At 66.6% G+C, this 21,064-nt stretch carries 20 protein-coding genes and 1 pseudogene; 10 read left to right on the forward strand and 11 right to left on the reverse strand.

Going from position 1 to position 21,064, the window contains the following annotated elements; all coding sequences use genetic code 11:
- Positions 1 to 102: 102 nt before the first annotated feature.
- Together AiwAL_RS14705 and AiwAL_RS14710 are read left to right on the forward strand one after the other, a co-directional pair.
- Positions 103 to 354, forward strand: coding sequence for a hypothetical protein (locus AiwAL_RS14705; protein WP_262312933.1), 252 nt, complete (start codon positions 103 to 105; stop codon positions 352 to 354).
- Between the two features lie 361 nt (positions 355 to 715).
- On the forward strand, positions 716 to 1,303 hold the full coding sequence (locus AiwAL_RS14710; protein ID WP_235705518.1) for a hypothetical protein: 588 nt from the start codon (positions 716 to 718) through the stop codon (positions 1,301 to 1,303).
- Between the two features lie 81 nt (positions 1,304 to 1,384).
- On the opposite strand, the gene mltG is transcribed toward AiwAL_RS14710, so the two are convergent.
- The 6 genes from mltG to AiwAL_RS14740 form a co-directional block, all read right to left on the reverse strand.
- The gene (gene mltG / locus AiwAL_RS14715) at positions 1,385 to 2,359 is read right to left on the reverse strand and encodes an endolytic transglycosylase MltG (protein WP_262312934.1); all 975 of its coding nucleotides are present in this window, start codon (positions 2,357 to 2,359) and stop codon (positions 1,385 to 1,387) included.
- 20 nt (positions 2,360 to 2,379) lie between these two features.
- Positions 2,380 to 3,648: a beta-ketoacyl-ACP synthase II gene (gene fabF, locus AiwAL_RS14720; protein ID WP_235705516.1), complete on the reverse strand. Its 1,269-nt coding sequence runs from the start codon at positions 3,646 to 3,648 to the stop codon at positions 2,380 to 2,382.
- A gap of 19 nt (positions 3,649 to 3,667) precedes the next feature.
- Positions 3,668 to 3,907, reverse strand: coding sequence for an acyl carrier protein (locus tag AiwAL_RS14725; protein ID WP_235705515.1), 240 nt, complete (start codon positions 3,905 to 3,907; stop codon positions 3,668 to 3,670).
- Positions 3,908 to 4,079: 172 nt separating this feature from the next.
- On the reverse strand, positions 4,080 to 4,817 hold the full coding sequence (gene fabG, locus AiwAL_RS14730; RefSeq protein ID WP_262312942.1) for a 3-oxoacyl-[acyl-carrier-protein] reductase: 738 nt from the start codon (positions 4,815 to 4,817) through the stop codon (positions 4,080 to 4,082).
- Between the two features lies 1 nt (position 4,818).
- Positions 4,819 to 5,778, reverse strand: coding sequence for an ACP S-malonyltransferase (fabD, locus tag AiwAL_RS14735; RefSeq protein ID WP_235705514.1), 960 nt, complete (start codon positions 5,776 to 5,778; stop codon positions 4,819 to 4,821).
- A gap of 71 nt (positions 5,779 to 5,849) precedes the next feature.
- A complete protein-coding gene (locus AiwAL_RS14740; protein WP_235705513.1) occupies positions 5,850 to 6,437 on the reverse strand; it encodes a polysaccharide biosynthesis/export family protein in 588 nt (195 codons plus the stop codon).
- Positions 6,438 to 6,694: 257 nt separating this feature from the next.
- On the opposite strand from AiwAL_RS14740, the gene AiwAL_RS14745 reads away from it, so the two are divergent.
- Together AiwAL_RS14745 and AiwAL_RS14750 are read left to right on the forward strand one after the other, a co-directional pair.
- A complete protein-coding gene (locus AiwAL_RS14745; RefSeq protein WP_262312943.1) occupies positions 6,695 to 8,734 on the forward strand; it encodes a polysaccharide biosynthesis tyrosine autokinase in 2,040 nt (679 codons plus the stop codon).
- A gap of 16 nt (positions 8,735 to 8,750) precedes the next feature.
- The gene (locus AiwAL_RS14750) at positions 8,751 to 10,142 is read left to right on the forward strand and encodes a hypothetical protein (protein WP_262312935.1); all 1,392 of its coding nucleotides are present in this window, start codon (positions 8,751 to 8,753) and stop codon (positions 10,140 to 10,142) included.
- On the opposite strand, the gene AiwAL_RS14755 is transcribed toward AiwAL_RS14750, so the two are convergent.
- Genes AiwAL_RS14755 through AiwAL_RS14765 form a run of 3 tightly spaced genes read right to left on the reverse strand, consistent with a single transcriptional unit; the run spans position 10,100 to position 12,270 of the window.
- Entirely contained in the window at positions 10,100 to 10,366 is a 267-nt protein-coding gene (locus AiwAL_RS14755) for a hypothetical protein (RefSeq protein WP_235705511.1), read from the reverse strand. The genes AiwAL_RS14750 and AiwAL_RS14755 overlap by 43 nt on opposite strands.
- A 6-nt stretch (positions 10,367 to 10,372) precedes the next feature.
- Positions 10,373 to 11,368, reverse strand: coding sequence for an acyltransferase (locus AiwAL_RS14760; RefSeq protein WP_235705510.1), 996 nt, complete (start codon positions 11,366 to 11,368; stop codon positions 10,373 to 10,375).
- Positions 11,368 to 12,270 carry a glycosyltransferase family 2 protein gene (locus AiwAL_RS14765; protein WP_262312936.1) on the reverse strand — a complete coding sequence of 301 codons (903 nt, stop codon included), beginning with the start codon at positions 12,268 to 12,270 and terminating at the stop codon, positions 11,368 to 11,370. Before AiwAL_RS14765 ends, AiwAL_RS14760 begins: the two co-directional genes overlap by 1 nt.
- 100 nt (positions 12,271 to 12,370) lie before the next feature.
- On the opposite strand from AiwAL_RS14765, the gene AiwAL_RS14770 reads away from it, so the two are divergent.
- The 6 genes from AiwAL_RS14770 (at position 12,371) to AiwAL_RS14795 (ending at position 19,826) form a co-directional block, all read left to right on the forward strand.
- The gene (locus AiwAL_RS14770) at positions 12,371 to 13,633 is read left to right on the forward strand and encodes an outer membrane beta-barrel protein (protein ID WP_262312937.1); all 1,263 of its coding nucleotides are present in this window, start codon (positions 12,371 to 12,373) and stop codon (positions 13,631 to 13,633) included.
- Positions 13,630 to 14,367, forward strand: coding sequence for a WecB/TagA/CpsF family glycosyltransferase (locus tag AiwAL_RS14775; protein WP_262312938.1), 738 nt, complete (start codon positions 13,630 to 13,632; stop codon positions 14,365 to 14,367). Before AiwAL_RS14770 ends, AiwAL_RS14775 begins: the two co-directional genes overlap by 4 nt.
- Before the next feature lie 96 nt (positions 14,368 to 14,463).
- Positions 14,464 to 16,071, forward strand: coding sequence for a carboxyl transferase domain-containing protein (locus tag AiwAL_RS14780; RefSeq protein ID WP_262312939.1), 1,608 nt, complete (start codon positions 14,464 to 14,466; stop codon positions 16,069 to 16,071).
- Positions 16,072 to 16,076: 5 nt separating this feature from the next.
- Positions 16,077 to 16,865, forward strand: coding sequence for an enoyl-CoA hydratase-related protein (locus AiwAL_RS14785; RefSeq protein ID WP_262312940.1), 789 nt, complete (start codon positions 16,077 to 16,079; stop codon positions 16,863 to 16,865).
- A gap of 11 nt (positions 16,866 to 16,876) precedes the next feature.
- Positions 16,877 to 18,871: an acetyl-CoA carboxylase biotin carboxylase subunit gene (locus AiwAL_RS14790; RefSeq protein ID WP_262312941.1), complete on the forward strand. Its 1,995-nt coding sequence runs from the start codon at positions 16,877 to 16,879 to the stop codon at positions 18,869 to 18,871.
- A gap of 46 nt (positions 18,872 to 18,917) precedes the next feature.
- Positions 18,918 to 19,826: a LysR family transcriptional regulator gene (locus tag AiwAL_RS14795; RefSeq protein ID WP_235705504.1), complete on the forward strand. Its 909-nt coding sequence runs from the start codon at positions 18,918 to 18,920 to the stop codon at positions 19,824 to 19,826.
- 7 nt (positions 19,827 to 19,833) lie between these two features.
- Here the strand turns inward: AiwAL_RS14795 and puuE are convergent, their stop codons facing one another.
- Both puuE and AiwAL_RS14805 read right to left on the reverse strand, forming a co-directional pair.
- Positions 19,834 to 20,745 (reverse strand): allantoinase PuuE, encoded by a 912-nt coding sequence (gene puuE, locus AiwAL_RS14800; protein ID WP_235705503.1) that lies wholly within the window; start codon positions 20,743 to 20,745, stop codon positions 19,834 to 19,836.
- Positions 20,746 to 20,868: 123 nt separating this feature from the next.
- A pseudogene (locus AiwAL_RS14805) lies at positions 20,869 to 21,064 on the reverse strand (sodium:solute symporter family protein); the annotation flags it as partial.

Raw genomic sequence — 21,064 nt, forward strand, 5'->3', positions numbered from 1 at the left:
TCGGCGGTTTCACCGCCCCACGATGACCGGTTTCCCCGGCATGTCCCCACCCGTCATTGCGAGGCGCGCAGCGCCGAAGCAATCCACGGCCGCAGCCTCGCAGTGACGGATTTTGTATGGTCTGGGCCAGCCCTCTATGTCATTGCGAGCGAGGCGGAAGCAATCGAGGCGGTCGTTCCGGGCTTCGCATCCCGCTACGGCTGCAAACGCCTTGTCTGGCATGAATTCCACCCGACGATGCTCGGTGCGATCGCACGGGAAAAGCGGATCAAGGGCGGCTCGCGACAGGCCAAGATCGACCTGATCGAACGCGCCAACCCGGACTGGACCGATCTGTACGAAACCCTGTTCTGATCGGCGTTCTTGGCATGGATTGCTTCGGCGGTTTCACCGCCTCGCAATGACCGGTTTCCCACGGCATGTCCCCACCGTCATTGCGAGGCGCGCAGCGCCGAAGCAATCCACGGCCGCAGCCTCGCAGTGACGGATTTTGTATGGTCTGGGCCAGCCCTCTAGGTCATTGCGACGCCGAGCTTGCGAGGCGGAAGCAATCCATTTTTCCCACGCAAAATCCACCAGAAAACTGGATTACCTCGCAATGACCGGGCTGAAGGGTCATGGTCAAGGGCGATTGGTATAAATAGCGGCCCACCCAGCCGCCGGCATCCAGAACCCCGCTTGCCCACCCCCCGCCATCCGTGTTCTTGTTCCATTCATGGAGGCGGTCGCCAAATTCGTCTGGATCATCGAAGCTTTTCGCCGCGCGGTCGCCGCGTGCGGCCATCGCGGCGCGTTCGGCCCGCCCGATAACGGCCTCACCCAGGCCATCCACGCCCGGCTCGGCCGTCTTGCCGCGCGCTTCTCCGCCTTGGTTGCGAAATTCCAATCCGGCACGCTCACGCCACCCCGCAACCATCCGCGCCCCGCCCGCAAAGACCGTCCTCCCCTGCCGCGCCCGATCCTGCCGCGCCGGTTCGGCTTCGTTGCCGCCGGCGGCTATGAAATTTCCGGCTACGCCAGCCATCTCACCCGGTTTCTCGCGCAACCGGAGACCGAAACAATCATCGCCGCCGATCCCCGCTTCGGCCGCGTCCTCCGTCCGCTCTGCCACATGCTCGGCATCGCGGCACCGGCCTGCATCCGCCTGCCCGCGCGCCCGCGCAAACCCAGGCCCCGTCCGCCCGCGCCGCCGGAGCCCGAAGAAACCATCGTCTGGTTCCATTCGCCCGGCCCGAAAGTCGCCCGAACCTGTTGGATGCCGCCCAAATCCCGGCGCCACGGCCGCGCCCCACCAAGCCACTAACATTACCCGCGCCGTCCCACCGTGACCGCCGACCGGCGGATCACGTCCCGGCGCGTTGAAGGCCTATCGAGTGTCAAACCGTCACGGATGGCGGATCGGCTGGGCGCGGTAGCGGGCGATGTTGGCGAGCTGCCCGCTGAAGGTGCGGGCGAAGGCGTGGCCGCCCTTGCCGGTCGCGACGAAATAGAGATCCTTCGTCGCATCCGGGTGCAGCACCGCGTCGATCGCGGCAAGGCCGGGGGCGGCGATCGGCCCCGGTGGCAGGCCGTGGTGCAGATAGGTGTTGTAAAGGCTCTGGACGGCGAGATCGGTGTCGTCCACGCGGTGGGTCAGGGCGGTGGCTTTGCCGTCGGTCGCCGCGAAAATGACGGTGGGGTCGGCCTGGAGCTTCATGCCCAGGCGCAGGCGGTTTTCGTAAACCCCGGCGATTTTCGGCAGCTCGGCGGCGACCGGGGTTTCCAGTTGGACGATGGAGGCCAACGTGAGCGCCTGTTGCGCGCTTTGCAGCGGCAGGTTGGGCGCGCGGGTTTGCCACGCCTTGGCCAGGGCGCGGCGCATGGCGCGCCGCATCCGCGCGAGGATCGCGGGGCGCGGCGTGCCGTAGGTATAGTCGTAGGTCTGGGGCAGAACGCTGCCTTCCGCCGGCGGGGCGACATGGCCGGTCGCTTCCGGCAGGGCGTCGATGATCGCGGCGATCTGGGTCGCGGTGATGCCTTCGGGGATGGTGACCTTGTGCTGGACCGGCTTGCCGAAGCGCAGCGTGTGCAGAATCCGCCGCAGGCTGCCATGGGCGACGAAGCGGAATTCGCCGGAGCGCACCGGGCCCTGCCTGCGGGTGAGCCAGGCGGCGATTTCGAAGACCAGGGGATGGCGGATCACGCCCGTCTGTTCGAGCCGTTGCGCGACGGCGGCCAGCCCGCCGGGCGGGACATAGACGTTCCTGGTGACGGCGAGGGCGCCGGGACCGTCATAGCTTTCCTGCACCGCCATCTTCGCCAGGCCCAGCACGATCACCAGGGTCCAGAGCAGAAGGATGAAACGGCCGGAGATTCGCACGAAGCGGCGCCCCCCGGCGATCAGCCCGGCTTGCGGAACAGGATCGAGGCGTTGGTGCCGCCGAAGCCGAAGCTGTTGGACAGGGCAATGTCGATCTTGCGCCGCTGGGCGGTGTGGGCGACCCGGTCGATCGCGCTGGCGCGGCTCGGCTCGTCGAGATTGAGGGTGGGCGGGGCGACGTCGTCGCGGATCGCCAGGATCGAGAACACCGCCTCGACCGCGCCGGCCGCGCCGAGCAGATGGCCGATCGCGGACTTGGTGGAGGACATGGCGACGGTTTTCGCGGCGTCGCCGAACAGGTTTTCGACCGCTTCGAGTTCGAGATCGTCGCCGAGCGGCGTCGATGTGCCGTGGGCGTTGATATACTGGATGTCGGACGGCGAAATTCCGGCCGATTTCAGCGCCGCCTTCATCGCGCGGAAGGCGCCTTCGTGATGGTCGGCGGGGGCGGTGATGTGGTTCGCGTCGCCGGACATGCCGTAGCCGACGATCTCGGCGTGGATCTTGGCGCCGCGCCGCTTCGCGTGCTCGTATTCCTCAAGGAACAGCACGCCGGCGCCTTCGCCCATGACGAAGCCGTCGCGGTCCTTGTCCCAGGGGCGCGAGGCGGCTTGGGGCCGGTCGTTGAAGCCGGTCGAGAGCGCGCGCGAGGCGCAGAATCCGGCGATCCCGAGCGTGCAGACCGCGGCCTCGGCGCCGCCCGCGAGCATGATGTCGGCGTCGCCGAAGCCGATCAGCCGGGCGGCATCGCCGATCGCGTGAACGCCGGTGGCGCAGGCGGTGACCGCCGAGTGGTTCGGCCCCTTGAGGCCGAAGCGGATCGAGACATGGCCGGAGACGAGGTTGACCAGCGCGGAGGGGATGAAGAACGGCGACAGCCGCCGCGCCTTGCCCTCATGGACCATGACCGAGGCTTCATAAATGGTTTGCAGCCCGCCGATGCCCGAGCCGATCATTACGCCGGCGGCGGTGCGATCCTCCTCGGTTGCCGGGGTCCAGCCGGAATCCTCCATCGCCTCGGTGGCGGCGACCATGCCGAGATGGATGAACCGGTCCATCTTCCTCTGGTCCTTGGTCGGCACCCATTCGGCGAGATCGAACCCACCATCGGCCCGCGTGCCGGCGGGCAATTGCCCGGCCACCTTGCAGGTCAGGTCGGTCACGTCGAAGCCGGCGATCGGGCCGATCCCGGAGTTGCCCGCGACCAGCCGCTTCCAGACATGCTCGACCCCGACGCCCAGGGGGCATGCGATGCCCATGCCCGTCACCACCACGCGACGCATATTCATGGTCCGCCCGCGCGCCCGCTTATTCCGCTTTCTGCTTTTCGATGTAGTCGACCGCGTCCTTGACGGTGGTGATCTTTTCGGCGGCGTCTTCCGGAATTTCGACCCCGAAGGCTTCCTCGAACGCCATCACCAGCTCGACCGTATCGAGGCTGTCCGCGCCCAGATCGTCGATGAAGGAGGCTTCCGGCGTCACTTTCGCCTCGTCAACGCCGAGATGCTCGACGACGATCTTCTTTACCTTTTCGGCAACTTCACTCATTCTCTGCAACTCCTGCAACGATATTGGGCAGTGAAAAACGGGCGGCCACTGTCCGGGCCATGACGGATGATCCGCGCCGGACGCTGCGCGATGGGGTCGCGCGCCGGCCGTTGCGGAGGTTCGGGGCGCTTAGCATGGTTCGCGCGAACGCGCCAACCGCCGGCCTAGTGGTTTATAGCATCGCCATGCCGCCATTCACGTGGAGGATCGCGCCGGTGACCCAGGCGGCTTCGTCCGAGGCGAGATAGGCGACGGCGGCGGCGATATCCTCCGGCCGGCCGAGCCGGCCGAGCGGGATTTTCGCGGCGAGGGCCTTGCGCTGGTCTTCGGGAAGCGCGTCGGTCATCGCGGTTTCGACGAAGCCAGGGGCGACCAGATTGATCGTGATGCCGCGCGAGGCGACTTCCTGGGCCAGCGCCTTGGTCAGGCCGGTCAGCCCGGCCTTGGCCGAGGCGTAGTTGGCCTGGCCGGGATTGCCGGTGCTGCCGACCACGCTGCCGATATTGACGATCCGCCCCGAGCGGCGGCGCAGCATGAATTTGAGCGCGGCGCGCGACAGGCGGAACGGGGCGGCGAGATCGACATCGAGCACCGTCTGCCAATCCGCATCGCTCATCCTGAGGGCGAGCCCGTCGCGGGTAAGCCCGGCATTGTTTACCAGGATGTCGATGCGGCCCAAAGCCGCCTCGGCCGCCGCGATCAGCGCATCGGCGGCTTTCGGATCGGCGAGATCGGCCGGGCAGACGTGAGCGCGCTCGCCGAGTTCGGCGGCGAGAGTGGCGAGGGCGGATTCGCGCGTGCCGGACAGGGCGACGGCGGCGCCCTGGCGATGCAGCGCGCGGGCGATCGCGGCGCCGATGCCGCCCGAGGCGCCGGTGATCAGCGCGGTCTTGCCCGCTAGGGAGAACAGCTCAGCCGACATGCTTGATCAGAGCCTCCAGCTCGGCGGGGGTGGCGCAGGATAATGCCTCGGCATCGGGCGCGATCCGCCGGGCGAGGCCCGAGAGCACCTTGCCGGAGCCGAGTTCGACGAAGCGGGTGACGCCGAGGCCGAGCATGGTTTCGATCGATTCGCGCCAGCGCACCGTGGCGGTGACCTGCTCGACCAGCTTGGCGGCGATGTCGCTTGGATCGGTGGCCTTGGCAGCGGTGACGTTGGCGATCACCGGCACGGAAGGCGCGCGCGGCGGGGTTTGGCCGAGCGCATCCTTCATCGCGTCGGCGGCGGGGGCCATCAGGGCGCAGTGAAAGGGGGCCGAGACCGGCAGTTTCATCGCGCGTTTCACGCCTTGCCCCTTGGCGATGTCGATCGCGCGATCCACCGCCCCGGTGGCGCCGGAAATCACCACCTGGCCGCCGCCATTGTCGTTGGCGACCGAGACGGTTTCGCGCCCGTCCGGCCCGGCTTCGGCCTCGGCGCAAATGGCGCTCGCCGCCTTGAGTTCGACGCCGAGCAAGGCGGCCATGGCCCCGGCGCCCTGCGGAACGGCGCGCTGCATGGCGCTGCCGCGGATGCGCAGCAGTTGCGCCGCCTCGGCAATCGAGAACGCGCCGGCGGCGGCGAGGGCGGAGTATTCGCCGAGCGAATGGCCGGCGACCACCACGGCCCGCTCGCGGAGGGCGAGGTTGCCCTCGCGCTCCAGGCAGCGCAGCACCGCCATCGACATCGCCATCAGGGCCGGCTGGGCGTTTTCGGTGAGGGTCAGCTCCTCGGCCGGGCCTTCGAACATCAGGCGCGAGAGCTTCTGCCTGAGAACCTCGTCGACCTCCTCGAACACCTCGCGCGCGGCGGCGAAGGCGGCGGCGAGATCGCGCCCCATGCCCACCGCCTGGCTGCCCTGGCCCGGAAAGATGAAGGCGTTGACCGCCATGGACTCCGTCTCCTCTGAACGGGCAGCGGGGTAGATTGTGGCCGCGCGCAAGTCAATCGCGGCGGCGCCGGTCAAAAATGCCGCTCGAACACCTTGATGACGTCGCCTGGTTCGATCAGCGCGTCGGCCTGGGCACGGTATTCGTGCGTCTGCCTGCCGCGCACCCGGATTACGCCCATGTCGGATTCGACCGCGCGATAGGTGAAGCCGCCGGCCAGCGAGACGGCGGTGAGCACGGTCATGCCAGGTTCGAAGCGATATTGGCCGGGCTTGTTGACCTCGCCGAGAATCGAGAAGGGGCGGTATTTTCGCACTTCGACCGTGACGCTCGGGTGGCGGAGAATGCCGCGCCGTTGCAGGGATGAGGCGATATTGCCGCCGAGATCGCGGGCGGATCGGCCGCGCGCGGGTACCGGGCCGAGGAGGGGAAAATCGATCGTGCCGGAATCGCCGACCGTGTAATCGGCGCTGAGCTGCTTCTGGCCGAATACCGTGATGCGCAGCTTGTCGCCGGTGCCGAGCCGGTAGGGACCGGACGCAGGCGGCGGCAGCGGCTTCAGGCCGGCACCCGCCGCGCAGCCGGCGAGGGTAGCCGTGGCGATTCCGGCGAAACTGGTGGTGATGAAGTGCCGGCGCGTTCGTGCGCTGCATTGAGTCATGGGTTGAGACCTCTCGATACGTATTTTACGCTGGCACACAACTTAAAATTGACTTAATTTTGAATCCATTGAATGATCTCTTAGCATAACAAAGCCTCATCGCATCCGGGGATTGTCCTTCGTAGCCATGATTCAATTCAGTCCCACGTGACATGGTGACGATTTCCGGCATGTCGGGTGTCCGGGATCCGTCGATGTGCGGAGGCGATTCGCTGGAGTTTCCGCGGACAATTCGCCGGCATTGGCGCTTGGCCGCGATGATTGCGATCGGGTTGCCGCTGCTTGCCGGCGGCGCGGTGTCGCGCGAGGCGCCGGTCTATTCGGCGACCGGCACACTGCTTTATGCTCCGGTCGACTTCAACTCCAAGTTGTTGCGTGGCGTGGTCGAGACCAGCCGCGTCACCGATACGCTGATGGCGAGCCAGGCCGCAGTGATTCGCAGCACGACAATGATCGGCCAGCTAATTGCGCGGTTCGATCTTGCGGCGCGGCCGGAGTTCAACCCGAATCTGGGCAGGGCGTCGTTCTGGCGGCGCTGGTGGCCGAAGACGCTGCGTCCCGCGGCTCCGGCATCCCATGGCGTGGTGGCCGCCGCAGTGCGGGCGGCGCTGCGCGTGAGGGTTCCAGAAGGCACGCAACTGATCGAGGTGTCGTTCCGCAGCACCGATCCAGGGCTTGCGGCGCGGGCGGCAAATCTGGCGATGCGCTTGTATTTGGAGCGGCAGAGGGCGGCGAATCTCGCGATTCTCGATCACGCGCAGGCCTGGCTGAGCCGGCGCGCCAAGGCGACGGCGCGGGCGCTGGAGGCGACCGATATCGCGATCGCCAAGGCGCGCGCCGCATCGGGCACCGAGCGCGGAGTGAGTGCCACGCTGACCAATCAAGCGGCGGGACGGCTGACCGACGCGCTGGTGGTCGCCGAGACCAGGCTGACGGCGGCAAAGGCGCGGATGCGGCGCGAGATGGATGGGACGGCTGCCGCCGCTGCGGCTTCGGTTGCTTCGAACGTGGCGCCGATGCGAGCGCGCGAAGCGGAACTGGTTGCCAAATTGAGTGCGCTGAGCGCGGCGGAGGGGCCGAATTATCCCGATGTGCGAGCGGCGCGCCGGGCGTTGGCAGCGCTGCGCGGGCAGATCGGGGCGGAGACCGGGCGGCTGGTTGCGGCGGATCGCGCCCGGATGACCGCCGATGCAACCCGCGTCGCCGCGCTCAAGGCGGCACTGGCATCGGCGCGAGGGCGTGCGGCGTCCGAGTCGATTCTGGCGGCGCCGGTCGCCAGCCTGGAAGAACAGCGGGCGGCCCAGCGCAGCCTGTTGCGCGCACAGACCGAGCAGATCGGCGCGCTGGAAAGCCAGAGTGCGCTGGCGCGGCCGGATGCGCGCATCCTGTCGCCAGCGCCCGTGCCGATGCGGCCGAGCGCCCCGCGATTCGGGATGCTCGTCGTGGGGGCGGCGATTCTCGGGTTGTGTCTCGGCGTACTGGCGGCACTGGCCGCCGAGGCGCTGAATGTCAGCTTCCGCTCCGGCGGCGAGGTCAGTTCGGCATTCGATATCCCGTGCGTCGCGCTGATCCCGGAGGTGAATCGGCGCGAGCGGCGCGGCCTCAGCGTGCCGGACTACGTGCGGGTCAACCCATTTTCGTCCTTCACCGAGCAGATGCGGGCGCTGCGCACCAGCCTGTGGCTCGACCCGCGGGCGCCGAAGAGCCTGGCGGTGACGGCGGCGCGGCCGGGCGAAGGCAAGACCACGCTGGCGCTGAGCCTTGCCGTCTTGCTGGCGGACAGCGGGATGCGGGTGCTGGCGATCGACTGCGACATTCGCCAGCCGAGCTTCGACGCGGCCTTCGAGCTTGGCGGGGCGCCGGGCCTGACCGATTGCCTGTCGGGCCGCGTTTCCGTCGAGGCGGCGATTCAGGCGGATCAGGCGCCGATGCTCGACGTGATGACGGCGGGTGCGGTCGCGACCGATGCACTGTCGCTGTTCATGTCGGCAAGGATGCCCGAATTGATAGCGGCTTTGCGCGACCGCTACGACCTGGTCATTCTCGATCTGCCGCCGGTCTTTGCGCTTGCCGAGGCGCGGGTGCTCGCGCGGCAGGCGGATGCGACGCTGCTGTGCATTCGCTGGGGGGAAACGCCGCGCCGGGTGGTTGCAGCCTCGCTCGCCTTGCTCGATCGGGCGGGGATTCGGATTGCCGGCGCGGTACTGACCAGGGTGGACAGTACGCGGCATGCCCGTGCCGGTTTCGCCGATTCCGAACTCTATCATCCGCGCTATGGCGGTTATTTCCGGTCCTGATCGGTTCCGGCGGACGGTGGCGCGCCCGCGCCGGCGTGCCGGTGAAGCCTGGCTGCTGGCCGGTTCGGCGCTGCTGCTGCTCTGGCCCGCGCTCGATAACGGGTTTCCGCTGATCTTTTCCGATACCGGCACCTATATTTCGCAGGCGATGGAGCTGCATCTCGGTTGGGATCGGCCACCCTTCTACAGTTTTCTGCTCCTCGCACTGGATTGGGGGCGCACGCTGTGGCCGCCCGTGATCGCCCAATGCTTCTGCACGGCGTGGCTGGTCCGGCGCACGCAGTCCATGGTTTTTCCTGAGTCTGGTGGGATTGCCGGCGCCGTGGCGATGGCTCTGCTTGCCGGTGCCACCGCCTTGCCCTGGACGGCGGCGCAGGTGATGCCGGACATTTTCACCTCGATAATGGTGCTGGCGCTTGCGATCATGGTTCTGGACGATGATTGCACGTGGCTGGAACGGGGCGCGCTGATGGCGGTGATCGCGCTGGCGATTGCGGTGCATCTCAGTAATCCGCCGATCTATGCGGGACTGTGCCTGACGGTTCTGGTGCCGCGCGCGGTTCTGTTCCGCAGCCGCGTTCCATGGTTCGGCGTTCTGGCGCCGTTTGCCGTGGGCGTGGCCGCGCTGATCGGGGCGAATGTGGTGGCGTCGGGGCAGATGTCGTTGTCGCCCTATGGATCGACCTTTCTGCTGGCGCGGCTGCTTGCCGATGGACCGGCGCGGGCGGTGCTTTCGCGCGATTGCCCTGGGGCGGGTTGGGCGCTGTGCCGATATCGGCGTGATCTGCCACGCTCGGCCGATGGGTTTCTCTGGCGCGCCGGCAGTCCGCTCTATCGGGCCGGCGGTCCGGTGCGGCTGATCGGCCAGACCGACGCCATCATTCTGCGCACGATGCGCGACGAGCCGGTGACGGTGGCGCGGGATGCGGCGCGCGATTTTGTTCTTCAGTTGACGATTTTCGCGCCGGGCAGTGGATTGCGGCCCTGGCGCGCGACGGCGGCCGCGACGATACGGCGCGATTTCGCGCCCGCCGCGGTGCGCGCGCTCAATGGAAGCCTGCAGGCGCGGGACGAATTGCGTGTTCCGCTCGTCATGCTTGTGGTCGATCGGGGGGGCGCGCTGCTTGGATTGGCGATTACTGCCGGATTCGTCGGGGTTTCTGCGGCCGAGGCTACGCTGCATCGGCTTCGTACCGGTATGTGGCGCCTGATCGATGCGCGGCTGTTCACGCTTTCGGCGATCGTGCTGCTCGCTTTGCTGGGCAATGCGGCGGTGACGGGCGCACTGTCCGGCCCGCATGCGCGGTACCAGAGTCGGGTGGTGTGGCTGGCGGTGCTGACCGGGGCATTGACGCTCCAGCGGGTTTATTCGGCGCGGTGCTCGCGCCCGATCAGCACCACCACATAGGCGCGGAATCGGGCAAAACCGATTCTCCGGCGAAAATCGACGGCGTGACCGACCCGGTAGCGCATGGCGAAATGCAGGTCGATCGCGGCGAGCTGGGCTTCGGTGAAACTGCCGGCGAGATCGCGCGGCAGGGTGCCGAGAAAGCGCGCGATCGCCGCCGAGCGAAGTTGCGCAAGGTTCCGGCGATCCGAAGGATCGCTGGAAGCGCAACGAAGAGTGGGCATGACGGGTTATCGGGTCATCCGGTCCAGCACGGGGATTGCGCGGAACAGTGTGCGCTTGAGCAGGATCGGCCCGAGCAGGCCGGCTGCCATCAATGCGCAAGCGAAGCCGAGGAAATGCTCGCCGTTCCATGAGGCGAGGCGCAGCAGAACGCCCTTGGCGAGGCCGATGAAGCTGGTGTTGAACAGATAGATCATGAGGGAATACCGTCCGATCGTCGCGAGGATGCGATCGGAGGATAGGCCGGGAAATCTTACCAGAGCGTGAAGCGCGGGCATTGCCACGATGCCGAGCGTCAACAGCCGCGCGGCGAACGGAATCGCGGCACCGTCGGCTGCGATCAGGACGAAGCCGGTGCAGAACAGAGCGAGGAGCGGTGGACGCCGGCGGTCGATCCAGCCGGTCCAGGCATCGCCCAGGGAGCCGGCGCAGATTCCGGCGGCGTAGAACAGTCCGTAGCGGGCGATGACCGCGAGATAGAGAGTCCAGGGAAGCGGGACGAATTCGAGCGCCGCGAAGGCCAGAAGGAGCGGAACCAGGCGTCCGCGGATTGCCCAAAGCAGAGCCGGCGCGAGCAGGCTCAGGGCGAACAGGACGAACAGGTACCACAATGCGAAGGCTGGACTGTGCGCCGGGTTCCAGACCAGATCGACCAGGCCGGAAATCATGCCGGTTGGCGGGTTGTCGACGACCATGAAGCGTGCGGCGAGCAGCTTGCCGATCACGATCAGGGTACCCATCAGCACGAAGGGCAGGAGCAGGCGGCGCGCGCGCGCGGCGGCCAGGGGCGGCCATTCAGCGGGCTGCGCGCGGACATGGCCGGCGAGCCAGGAGACCATGCCGCTCAGATAGAAGAAGAACGGCATATGGAATGCGTAGACCGCGCGGCGCAGCGGCAGATACCAATGGACGTGGGCGGGGTCCTGCCGGGCGACGATATGGCCGAACACCACCAGCATGATCGCGAGACCCTTGGCGCGATCGATGTCGAGTCGGCGGGTCACTAAATAAGGGTCATTCGGCCGACATCCTCGACCAGGGTGCCGCGCATGAAGCCGAACGCGAAAGCGGCGGCGCAGCGGCGGCCGATATGGCGCGTGCTGCCGGCCGGCCAGAAACGCAGCGGGGCGAGCGAGGCGGCGCGGACCGCCATGCGCAACGCTTTCGGCAGGCATCGCTCGCCGAGCGCGCGCAGCATCACCGCCTCCGACACACCGCTCCAGTATTGGCGGCGCAGCAGCCAGTCCGGGCAAAGCCGGTCGCCGGCGATGTCGTGGTGGACCACGAGTTCCGGGGTGAATTGCACCAGAAGCCCGGCACGGCGAAGGCGGCGGATCACATACGTCTCTTCGTTCGAGAGAAGGCAGGTTCCGCGCCGGCCGAGACAGGCGGGAAATCCGCCGAACGCCGCCAATGTTTCACGATGGAAGGCGATATTGGCGGCGTAGGGTTCGGTGTCGGCGGCGGAGCGCACATCGTCGATGATGGTCAGCACCGCGCGCAGCGATTGTGGCCACCAGGATGGCAGGCTGGACTGGAAACGCGGCAGGATGAGGCCGCCGGTGGCGGCCAATGCGGGGTTGTGGGCGATGGTATCGAGCAGCACCGCGAGCCAGTCCGGCGCGGGGATCGCGTCGTCGTCGAGATAGGCGATCCAGCCGCCGGTTGCCGCGGCGAGGGCGGCGTTGCGGGCCGCGCTCACGCCGGTTGCCGTGAGCCTTATATGCTGGGCGCCGTGGCGCGGGGCGGTGCGCGCGATGGCTTCCGCTTCGGCTGGGCTGGAGCCGGAATCGACCACGATGATCTCGATATCCGGGCGCGGCGTGCCGAGCGCGCCGAGGCAGCGGACGAGCGCGGCGCCGCGGTCATGGGTGCAGATCGCAATGCTCAGGGTGATGGGCGGCATCGCATGCCTCGGTGTCACGGCCCGGTCGATTTATCGGGCGACATTCAATCAAAGGTTGTGTATATTTGAAATGAAATGCGCCTAGATTGCAACTGAAATCATGATCCAGCGGCGCCGCGTTTCGCGAATTTGCACGGTATTCGCCGGGGCTGGCTTCGCCATGCTGGCGCAGGGAACCGGATGGGCGCAGACGATGGGGCGGCTGTTTCCGGTCGCAGTGCCAGGCTATGCCGAGGCGCCGGGTGTTACCGCGCGGTCGCGGCTGCACCCCGAATATGATCCGGCCGGTGTCGCGGCCGCTGGCTCCGATTTCGTGGTCTATCCGGTTTTGGCGGCGGGTTTCGGTTTCGATTCGGCGCCGGTTTCCGGTGCGGGATCGTCGGCTTTCGCGGCTATTCGGCCGAGCCTGCGGATTCAGGACGATGCGCTTGGTCTGGCCGGCTTCGCATCCGCTGATCTCACCCGCTATGCGCGGGGCGAGGCCGCCGATTCGAACGATGTGACCGCGGCGCTCGGGTTTGGCATCCCGCTCGGCCCGGACAGGATGACGGTGGGAGTGGCGCGCGCCGTGACTGCGGAATCGGGGCTTGGTCTCGCGCAATCCGGTGGCACGGCGCCGTTCCGCGTCGTGATGAATGACGGGCGAATTGCGATGCGCCTGCCGTTCGGCGGGTTCGACGCGACCGAGCGCCTCGGCGTGAGCCATGAGGTGCTGGCGACGGCAGGAGGGATTGCGCCGGCGTTTCGCGGCCGGACCGTGCTGCGCGAATCGAGCGAAATCGCCACCGCACCGGATCGCGTGCTGCGCTGGCTGGTTCTGCTGAAGGCGGCGCAGGCCCGCTATCGGGGTGTCGTGCCGGACGCCGGTTTCGGCAATTCGGGCGCGATCGCCGCACTTGGCGGTTTCGAGACGGATGCGGCTTCGTTATGGCGGCTGCGCGTGCTGGCCGGCGTCATGCGGCAGGGTTTTGCCGGTGATGTGGCGCCGGCGCGGATCACGCCGGTTTTCAGTGCTGGGCTGGGTTGGACGCCTGACGGCCTGATCTCGTTCGATCTCGCCGTCAGCCGCGTGGCGGGGCTGGAGAGCGCGCTGGGCACGCCGGGCACCGCCGTCACCAGCGCCGATCTCGTGATCGCCGAAGCCTATCGGCGCAATCTCCTGCTGACCGCGACCATCGATGCGCGGGCGGCGAGGATTGGCGGGGCTGCGGCGCGCGAGATCGATATCGATGCCGGCGCGACGTGGCATGTATCGCGCGCTTTCGCTCTCAAGCCGCGCCTATGGTTCGCCTTGCGTCAGAATCTGCCGGGCTCGCCGCCGCGCGAGGCACGGGCGACAATCTCCATGGTCTGGTCGCCATGAATTTCGCGCCATTCGGCGTGGTTTTCGACCGGATGACGCCGGCGGAGACGCTGGCCTGGGTGCTGGATCGCGATCCTGCCGCGCCGTTCGATTACCTGGTGACGCCCAATGTCGATCATCTGGGCAGGTTGCGCGCGCGGCCCGAGCTGATGGGGTGCTACCGGGCGGCTTCTTTGCGATTGCTCGATTCGCGGGTGCTGTGGTGGTTGATGCGATTCTGCCGGCTCGATCCGCCGCCGGTGGTGACCGGGGCCGATCTGGTCGCCTCTCTATTGCCGGCGCTCGATGCGCGCGGGGCGCGCGTGACGCTGATCGGGCTGGAGCCGGGCCATGCGGCAATGTTGATCACGCGGTTTCCCGGAATTGTGTTCAAACATCACGCGCCGGCGCGGAAATTCGAACATGACCCCGTCGCTTTTGCCCGTGCGCGCGATTTCGTGCGCGACCATCCGGCGGATTGCGTGCTCCTCGCCGTCGGCTCGCCGCGCCAGGAAATGCTGGCCCATGCGGTCAAAGTCGCAAGGCAGGCGAGCGGGCTTGGCCTGTGCGTCGGTGCCGCGCCGCTTTTTGTAATCGGTGTGCTGCGCCGCGCGCCGCACCGGATGCGGGAGGCGGGGCTGGAATGGCTCTGGCGCTTTGCGCAGGAACCGAGGCGGCTGGCCCGGCGCTATCTGATCGACGGGCCGCGAGTGGTCGTGCGGGTGATTGCGGAAGGGCTTCGGCACCGCCGGTGATCGGGACGCCATCTTGCCGGGCCGGATGAACTGCGTAATAAAATGTCTCAAGCACGTGATGAGGGTGGAGGCAGATATGGCGCGGCAAGCCGACCGATGACGGGATTCCGGTCTACGATCGATGCGCGGTCCGCCGCGTTCCGGCAGAATCAGGCGGCGATGCGCGCACTGGTCGATAATCTGCGCGAAAAAGTCGAAGCAATCCGTGAAGGCGGCGGTGCCGCGGCACGGGCGCGCCACCTGGCGCGTGGCAAGCTGCTGCCGCGCGACCGGATCCGGGCGCTGATCGATCCTGCCTCGCCGTTTCTGGAGTTTTCTCAATTCGCCGGCTACGGGATGTATGACGATCCGGTGCCGGCGGGCGGGATCATCACCGGAATCGGGCGGGTTTCCGGCCGTGAATGCGTCGTCGTCGCCAATGACGCGACCGTGAAGGGCGGCACGTATTTTCCGATCACCGTGAAAAAACACCTGCGCGCGCAAGCGATTGCCGAACAGAACCGGCTGCCCTGCATCTATCTCGTCGATTCTGGCGGTGCGAATCTGCCGAACCAGGACGAGGTGTTTCCCGATCGCGAGCATTTCGGCCGCATTTTTTTCAATCAGGCGCGGATGTCGGCGGCGGGGATCGCGCAGGTCGCGGTGGTGATGGGCTCATGCACGGCAGGCGGCGCCTATGTGCCGGCGATGGCCGATGAGAGCATCATCGTTCGCGATCAGGGTACGATTTTTCTCGGCGGGCCGCCGCTGGTGAAAGCCGCGACCGGCGAGGTGGTGACCGCCGAGGCGCTGGGCGGGGCCGATGTGCATACGCGGATTTCGGGCGTCGCCGATCATTATGCCGAGAGCGACGTGCACGCGCTCGGCATCGCGCGGCGGATTATCGGCGGGTTGAACGCGGCGAAGCCCGCTTCGCTCGATATCCGCGCGCCGCGCCCGGCGCCCGGCGAGCACGATGCGATCTATGGCGCCGTTCCCGTCGATTCGCGCGTCCCTTATGACGTGCGCGAAGTGATCCGGCTGATCGTCGATGCCGGCGAGTTCGACGAATTCAAGGAGCGCTACGGCACCACGCTGGTGACCGCTTTCGCGCGCATCTGGGGTTATCCGGTCGGCATCGTCGCCAATAACGGCGTGTTGTTTTCGGAATCGGCGCTGAAAGGTGCGCATTTCATCGAGCTGTGCGCGCAGCGCGGGATTCCGCTGATTTTCCTGCAGAACATCACCGGCTTCATGGTCGGGCGGAAATACGAATCCGGCGGCATCGCCAAGGACGGGGCGAAGCTGGTCACCGCCGTCGCCACCGCCGGCGTTCCGAAATTCACCGTGATCATCGGGGGAAGTTTCGGTGCCGGCAATTACGGCATGTGCGGCCGCGCCTATGATCCGCGCTTTCTTTGGATGTGGCCGAATGCCCGGATTTCGGTGATGGGCGGGGCGCAGGCGGCGTCGGTGCTGGCACAGATCCGGCGCGACAATATCGAGGCGAAGGGCGACGCCTGGAGCGCGGAAGAGGAAGCCGCGTTCAAGGCGCCGATCGAAGCGCAATATGAAAGCCAGGGCCATCCTTATTATGCGAGTGCGCGGCTCTGGGATGACGGGGTGATCGATCCGGCCGATACGCGGATGGTTCTGGCGCTCGGGATTTCAGCTTCACTCAACGCCGAAGCGGAACCGACGCGTTTCGGCTTGTTCAGGATGTGACGGCGATGAACGGACCCGTGGATTTCGGCATTGATGGCGACGGGATCGCGACGATCGTGCTCGACCGGCCGGACGTGCATAACGCGTTCGACGATACGATGATCGCGGCATTCAACGATCTGCTGGACCGGATTGCCGCCGACACCGCAATCCGTGCCGTGGTTCTTGAAGGGCGCGGCAAGAGTTTTTCCGCCGGCGCCGATCTGAACTGGATGCGCCGGATGGCCGCCTACTCGGTGGCGGAAAATCAGGCAGACGCATTGCGGCTCGCACGGCTGATGCAGGCGCTCGACGGATTGGCGAAACCGACCATCGCATTGGTGCAGGGTGCGGCGTTCGGTGGCGGGGTTGGCCTCGTTGCCTGCTGCGATATCGTGGTGGCGAGCGAGGATGCGCGGTTCAGTCTTTCGGAGGTGCGGCTCGGGCTGATTCCCGCGGTGATCAGCCCCTATGTGGTGGCGGCGATCGGTGCGCATCAGGCGCGGCGTTATTTCCTGACCGGCGAGGTATTCACCGCGCGAACCGCGCAGCGAATCGGGCTGGTGCATGAAGTGGTCGCGCGCGAGGATCTGCACGCGACGCGCGATGCGCTGCTCGGCGAATTGCGCCGCGGCGGACCGGAAGCGCAGGCCGCGGCGAAGGCGCTGGTGGCAACGGTTTCGGCTCGCCCGGTCGAGGCCGCGCTGATCGCCGAGACGGCGCGACTGATTTCCGAACGCCGCGCTTCCGCCGAAGGTCGCGAGGGTCTGTCGGCATTTCTTGAACGGCGCGCGCCGAACTGGCTTGCGCAATGAGCGCGCGAGCCATGTTCGACTCGATTCTGATCGCCAATCGCGGGGAGATCGCCTGCCGGATCATCCGCACCGCGCGCCGCTTCGGGATACGCAGTGTCGCCGTCTATTCCGAAGCGGATGCCCATGCCGCGCATGTCGCGATGGCCGATGCCGCATTTTGCATCGGCCCGGCACCGGCGCGGGAAAGTTACCTCGACGGTGCGCGCATCATCGAGGCGGCGCACCGCGCGGGCGCTTCAGCGATTCATCCGGGTTACGGATTTCTCAGCGAGAATGCGGATTTCGCCGAAGCCTGTGCGGCGGCGGGAATCGTGTTCATCGGTCCGCCGGCGGCGGCAATTCGCGCCATGGGCTCGAAATCCGCGGCCAAGGCGCTGATGGAGCAGGCGGGCGTACCGCTGGTTCCCGGCTATCATGGCGCGGAACAGGACTCTGCGTTTCTTGCCGATGAGGCCGGGCGAATCGGCTATCCGGTGTTGATCAAGGCGTCGGCGGGGGGCGGCGGCAAGGGGATGCGCATCGTTACCAGCGCCGATGAATTCGCGATGGCGCTCGATCTTGCGAAAGGCGAGGCGCGGGCGGCGTTCGGCGACGACCGGGTTCTGATCGAGCGCTATCTTACCCGGCCGCGCCATATCGAGATCCAGGTGTTCGCGGACACATTTGGCAATGTCGTGTCACTGTTCGAGCGCGATTGCTCGATTCAGCGCCGGCATCAGAAAATCGTCGAGGAAGCGCCGGCACCGTTCATGACCGATGCGCGCCGCCGCGCGATGGGCGAGGCGGCCTGCGCCGCCGCGCGGGCGATCGGCTATGTCGGTGCCGGCACCGTCGAGTTCATCGCCGAGGGCGATGATTTCCATTTCATGGAAATGAACACGCGGCTGCAGGTCGAGCACCCGGTCACCGAGGCGATTACCGGACAGGATCTGGTGGAATGGCAGTTCCTTGTCGCTGCCGGCGAGGCGCTGCCGCTGACCCAGGAGCGGATTCCGCTGCGCGGCCATGCGGTCGAGGTTCGGATCTATGCCGAAGATCCGGCGCGGGATTTCGCGCCCTCGATCGGGACGATCCGGCATTTGCGAGTGCCGTTCGAGGATGCGCATATCCGCCTCGATTCAGGCGTGCGCGAAGGCGATGCGATTCCGATTCACTACGACCCGATGATCGCGAAGCTGATTGCCTGGGATGAGGATCGGGCCGGCGCCCTGCGGCATCTCAGGCGCGCGCTTGCCGCCTTCGAGATCGACGGCGTGCAGACCAATCTCGATCTGTTGCGCAGGATCGCCGCATTGCCGGCTTTCTCCGAAGCGGAACTCGATACCGGGTTCATCGCGCGCCATGCCGAGGCGTTGATGCCGTCGGCCGAAGCGGCATCGGACGCGGTGCTTGCCGCCGGGGTGCATCTGTGGCTGCGTGCGGTGCCGGTCGCGCCGGCTTTCGCCGACGTCGATCCGTATTCGCCGTGGAGCAGGTGCGATGCGTGGCGGCTCAATGGCGATGGCTACCAGGATGTTATCGTGGACGACGGTATCGCCAAGCATCGGCTGCGCGCGTATCCGCTCGACGATCGCAGGTTCCGGCTCGCTCTCGCAAATCGAAGCATCGATGTCGCCGTCGATGAAACCGCGCCGAATGACGTTTTGCGCGTGGCGATCGGCGGCGACGTGACCCGGCTGAGCGCGCGGCGCTTCGGTGAAAGCATCGTTGTATTTGACGAGGGAAGGCGCCACGCACTTAGCATCGTCGATCCCTATCGGGCGGTGAGCGAGGCTTCGGCATCGTCCGGCCGGGTGACGACGGTGATGCCGGGGCGGGTGGTCGAGCTTGCGGTTATCCCCGGCGATACGGTTGCGGAGGGTGATTTGCTGGTGGTCGTCGAAGCCATGAAGGTGCAGTTCCGCATTGTCGCGCCGCGCGCCGGCAAGATCGCCGCCGTTCATTGCGCGGCGGGCGAGTTGGTGGAGGAAGGTGCCGAGCTGGTCACCTTTGACGATACACCGTGACAGGGGCGAAGGATCGGCATAATTCTCTCTGTTGAAGGAGAGTGGTTTGGCGTCGTATCGCGATCCGATCGATATCTATCTGCTGCGCGTGCTCCACACGCTCCTGGTCGAAGGGAGCGTGACGCGCGCGGCGGTGAAGCTCAATCAGTCGCAGCCGGCGATCAGCGCGGCGCTCAAGCGGTTGCGCGATATTACCGGCGATCCCTTGCTGGTGCGCGGAAAGTCGGGAATGGTGCCGACCGAGCGGGGGGCGGCGCTGCTGGAGCCGACGGTGAACGCGCTGCACGAGATCAGCCGGATCGCGATGCAGCAATCGCGGTTCGATCCAGCCAGTACGATGCGGCGCTTTCGCATCGGCTCGCCCGACTATCTGAACATTCTGTTCGTGCCGCGACTGGTCGAAGCATTTCGTAAGGCTGCGCCGAATGCGGCGCTCGAGCTTCATCCTCTCTCCTTGGACGCTCATTACGAAACCGCGCTGGAAGAGGGGCAGTTCGATCTGGTGATCGGCAACTGGCCGGAGGCGCCGCGACGGCTGCACCGGCGGGATTTGTTCACCGACGAGGTCGTTTGCCTTGTTTCGAAAAATCATCCGCACGCACGAACCGGCCTGACCGAGGCCGATTATCTGCGCGCGGCGCATCTGGCGCCGACGCCGTTTTCATCGACGCAGCGCGGGCCGATCGACACCTATCTCGCCCGTGCCCGACTGAAGCGGAACGTCGTGGTGATGATCCCGTATTTCAGCCTGGCTCCGGCACTGTTGCTGAAGACGGACCTGATCTTCACCGCGACGCGACGTTTTTCCGAATATCACGCGCGTTTCCTGCCGCTCGCGGTGCTCGACTCGCCGATCGATTTTCCGCCCGTGCAATATTATATCCTATGGCATTCGCGGTCGCATTTGTCGGATGAAATCCAGTGGCTGATCGGGCTGATTGCCGATTCCATCTGAAACAAGTTCAGTCGGCGGGTTTGTGATTGGCCTGCCAGTGCCTGGCGATGTCGATCCGCCGCGCGATCCAGACATGATCGTGCGAGCGCACATAATCCAGAAAACGCGCCAGGGCCGCGGTGCGGCCGGGCCGGCCGGCGAGCCGGCAATGCAGGCCGATATTGAGCATTTTCGCGGCCCCCGCTTCGCCTTCGCGATAGAGCGTATCGAAGGAATCTCTCAGATAGGCGAAAAACTCGTCGCCCGAGGCATAGCCGGGCGCGGTCGAGAAACGCATGTCATTGGCATCGAGCGTGTAGGGAATGATCAGATGCGGTCCTGCCGGCCCGCGCACCCAATAGGGCAGGTCGTCGGCATAGCTGTCCGACGAATAGAGGAAATTCGGCTGCGCCATGACCAGATCGCGCGTATTCATCGAGCAGCGGCCGAGATAGAAGCCAAGCGGCGGTAAGCCGGTGACTTCGGTGTGCAGCGCGATCGCCTCGCGCAGATGGGCGGCTTCGACCTCGCGCGGAATGTCGCGATAGTCGATCCATTTCAACCCGTGGGAGGCGATTTCCCAGTCCGCTTCGCGCATCGCGGCGACCTGCTCCGGCGATCGCATCAGTGCCGTCGCGACGCCATAGACGGTGACCGGAATGTTCCGGTCGGTGAACAGGCGCCAGAGCCGCCAGAACCCGGCGCGTGCGCCGTATTCGTAGATCGACTCCATGTTCCAGTGGCGTGCGCCGGGCCATGGTGCGGCACCGGCGATTTCCGACAGAAACGCTTCGGATGCCGCATCGCCGTGCAGGATGTTGTTCTCGCCGCCTTCTTCGTAGTTGACGACGAACTGTACGCAGATGCGCGCGCCGTCCGGCCAGCGCGGATCGGGCGGGTTTCGTCCGTAGCCGGTCATGTCGCGCGGATAGTCGGTCATTGGCGTTCTTTCATACATGAGTCCCGGCACTGATCTTGCCGGAGAACTTCGACTTCAAGTCGCGTCTGCTCGGAAGCGGTTGGCTCGAAACATTGGCCACCAGCTCCCGAGCACGCACCAGCCTCACTCGGCTGGCACGGCGGCGCTCCGGCGGGTGGCGGCGCTGACGGCCACCAGCACGACGACATTGGCGATCAGGGCGATGATGCCGACGTTGAAGTCCTTGATCCCCTGCGGCAGGAACGGCATCAGCGAGCCGACCGAGGCATGGCTGAAGGTCAGCCACGCCGCGACCCCGACCCCGACCACGATCCCCGCC

Origin of the sequence: Acidiphilium sp. AL, from assembly GCF_025499445.1 — a bacterium.
Classification (GTDB): domain Bacteria; phylum Pseudomonadota; class Alphaproteobacteria; order Acetobacterales; family Acetobacteraceae; genus Acidiphilium; species Acidiphilium iwatense.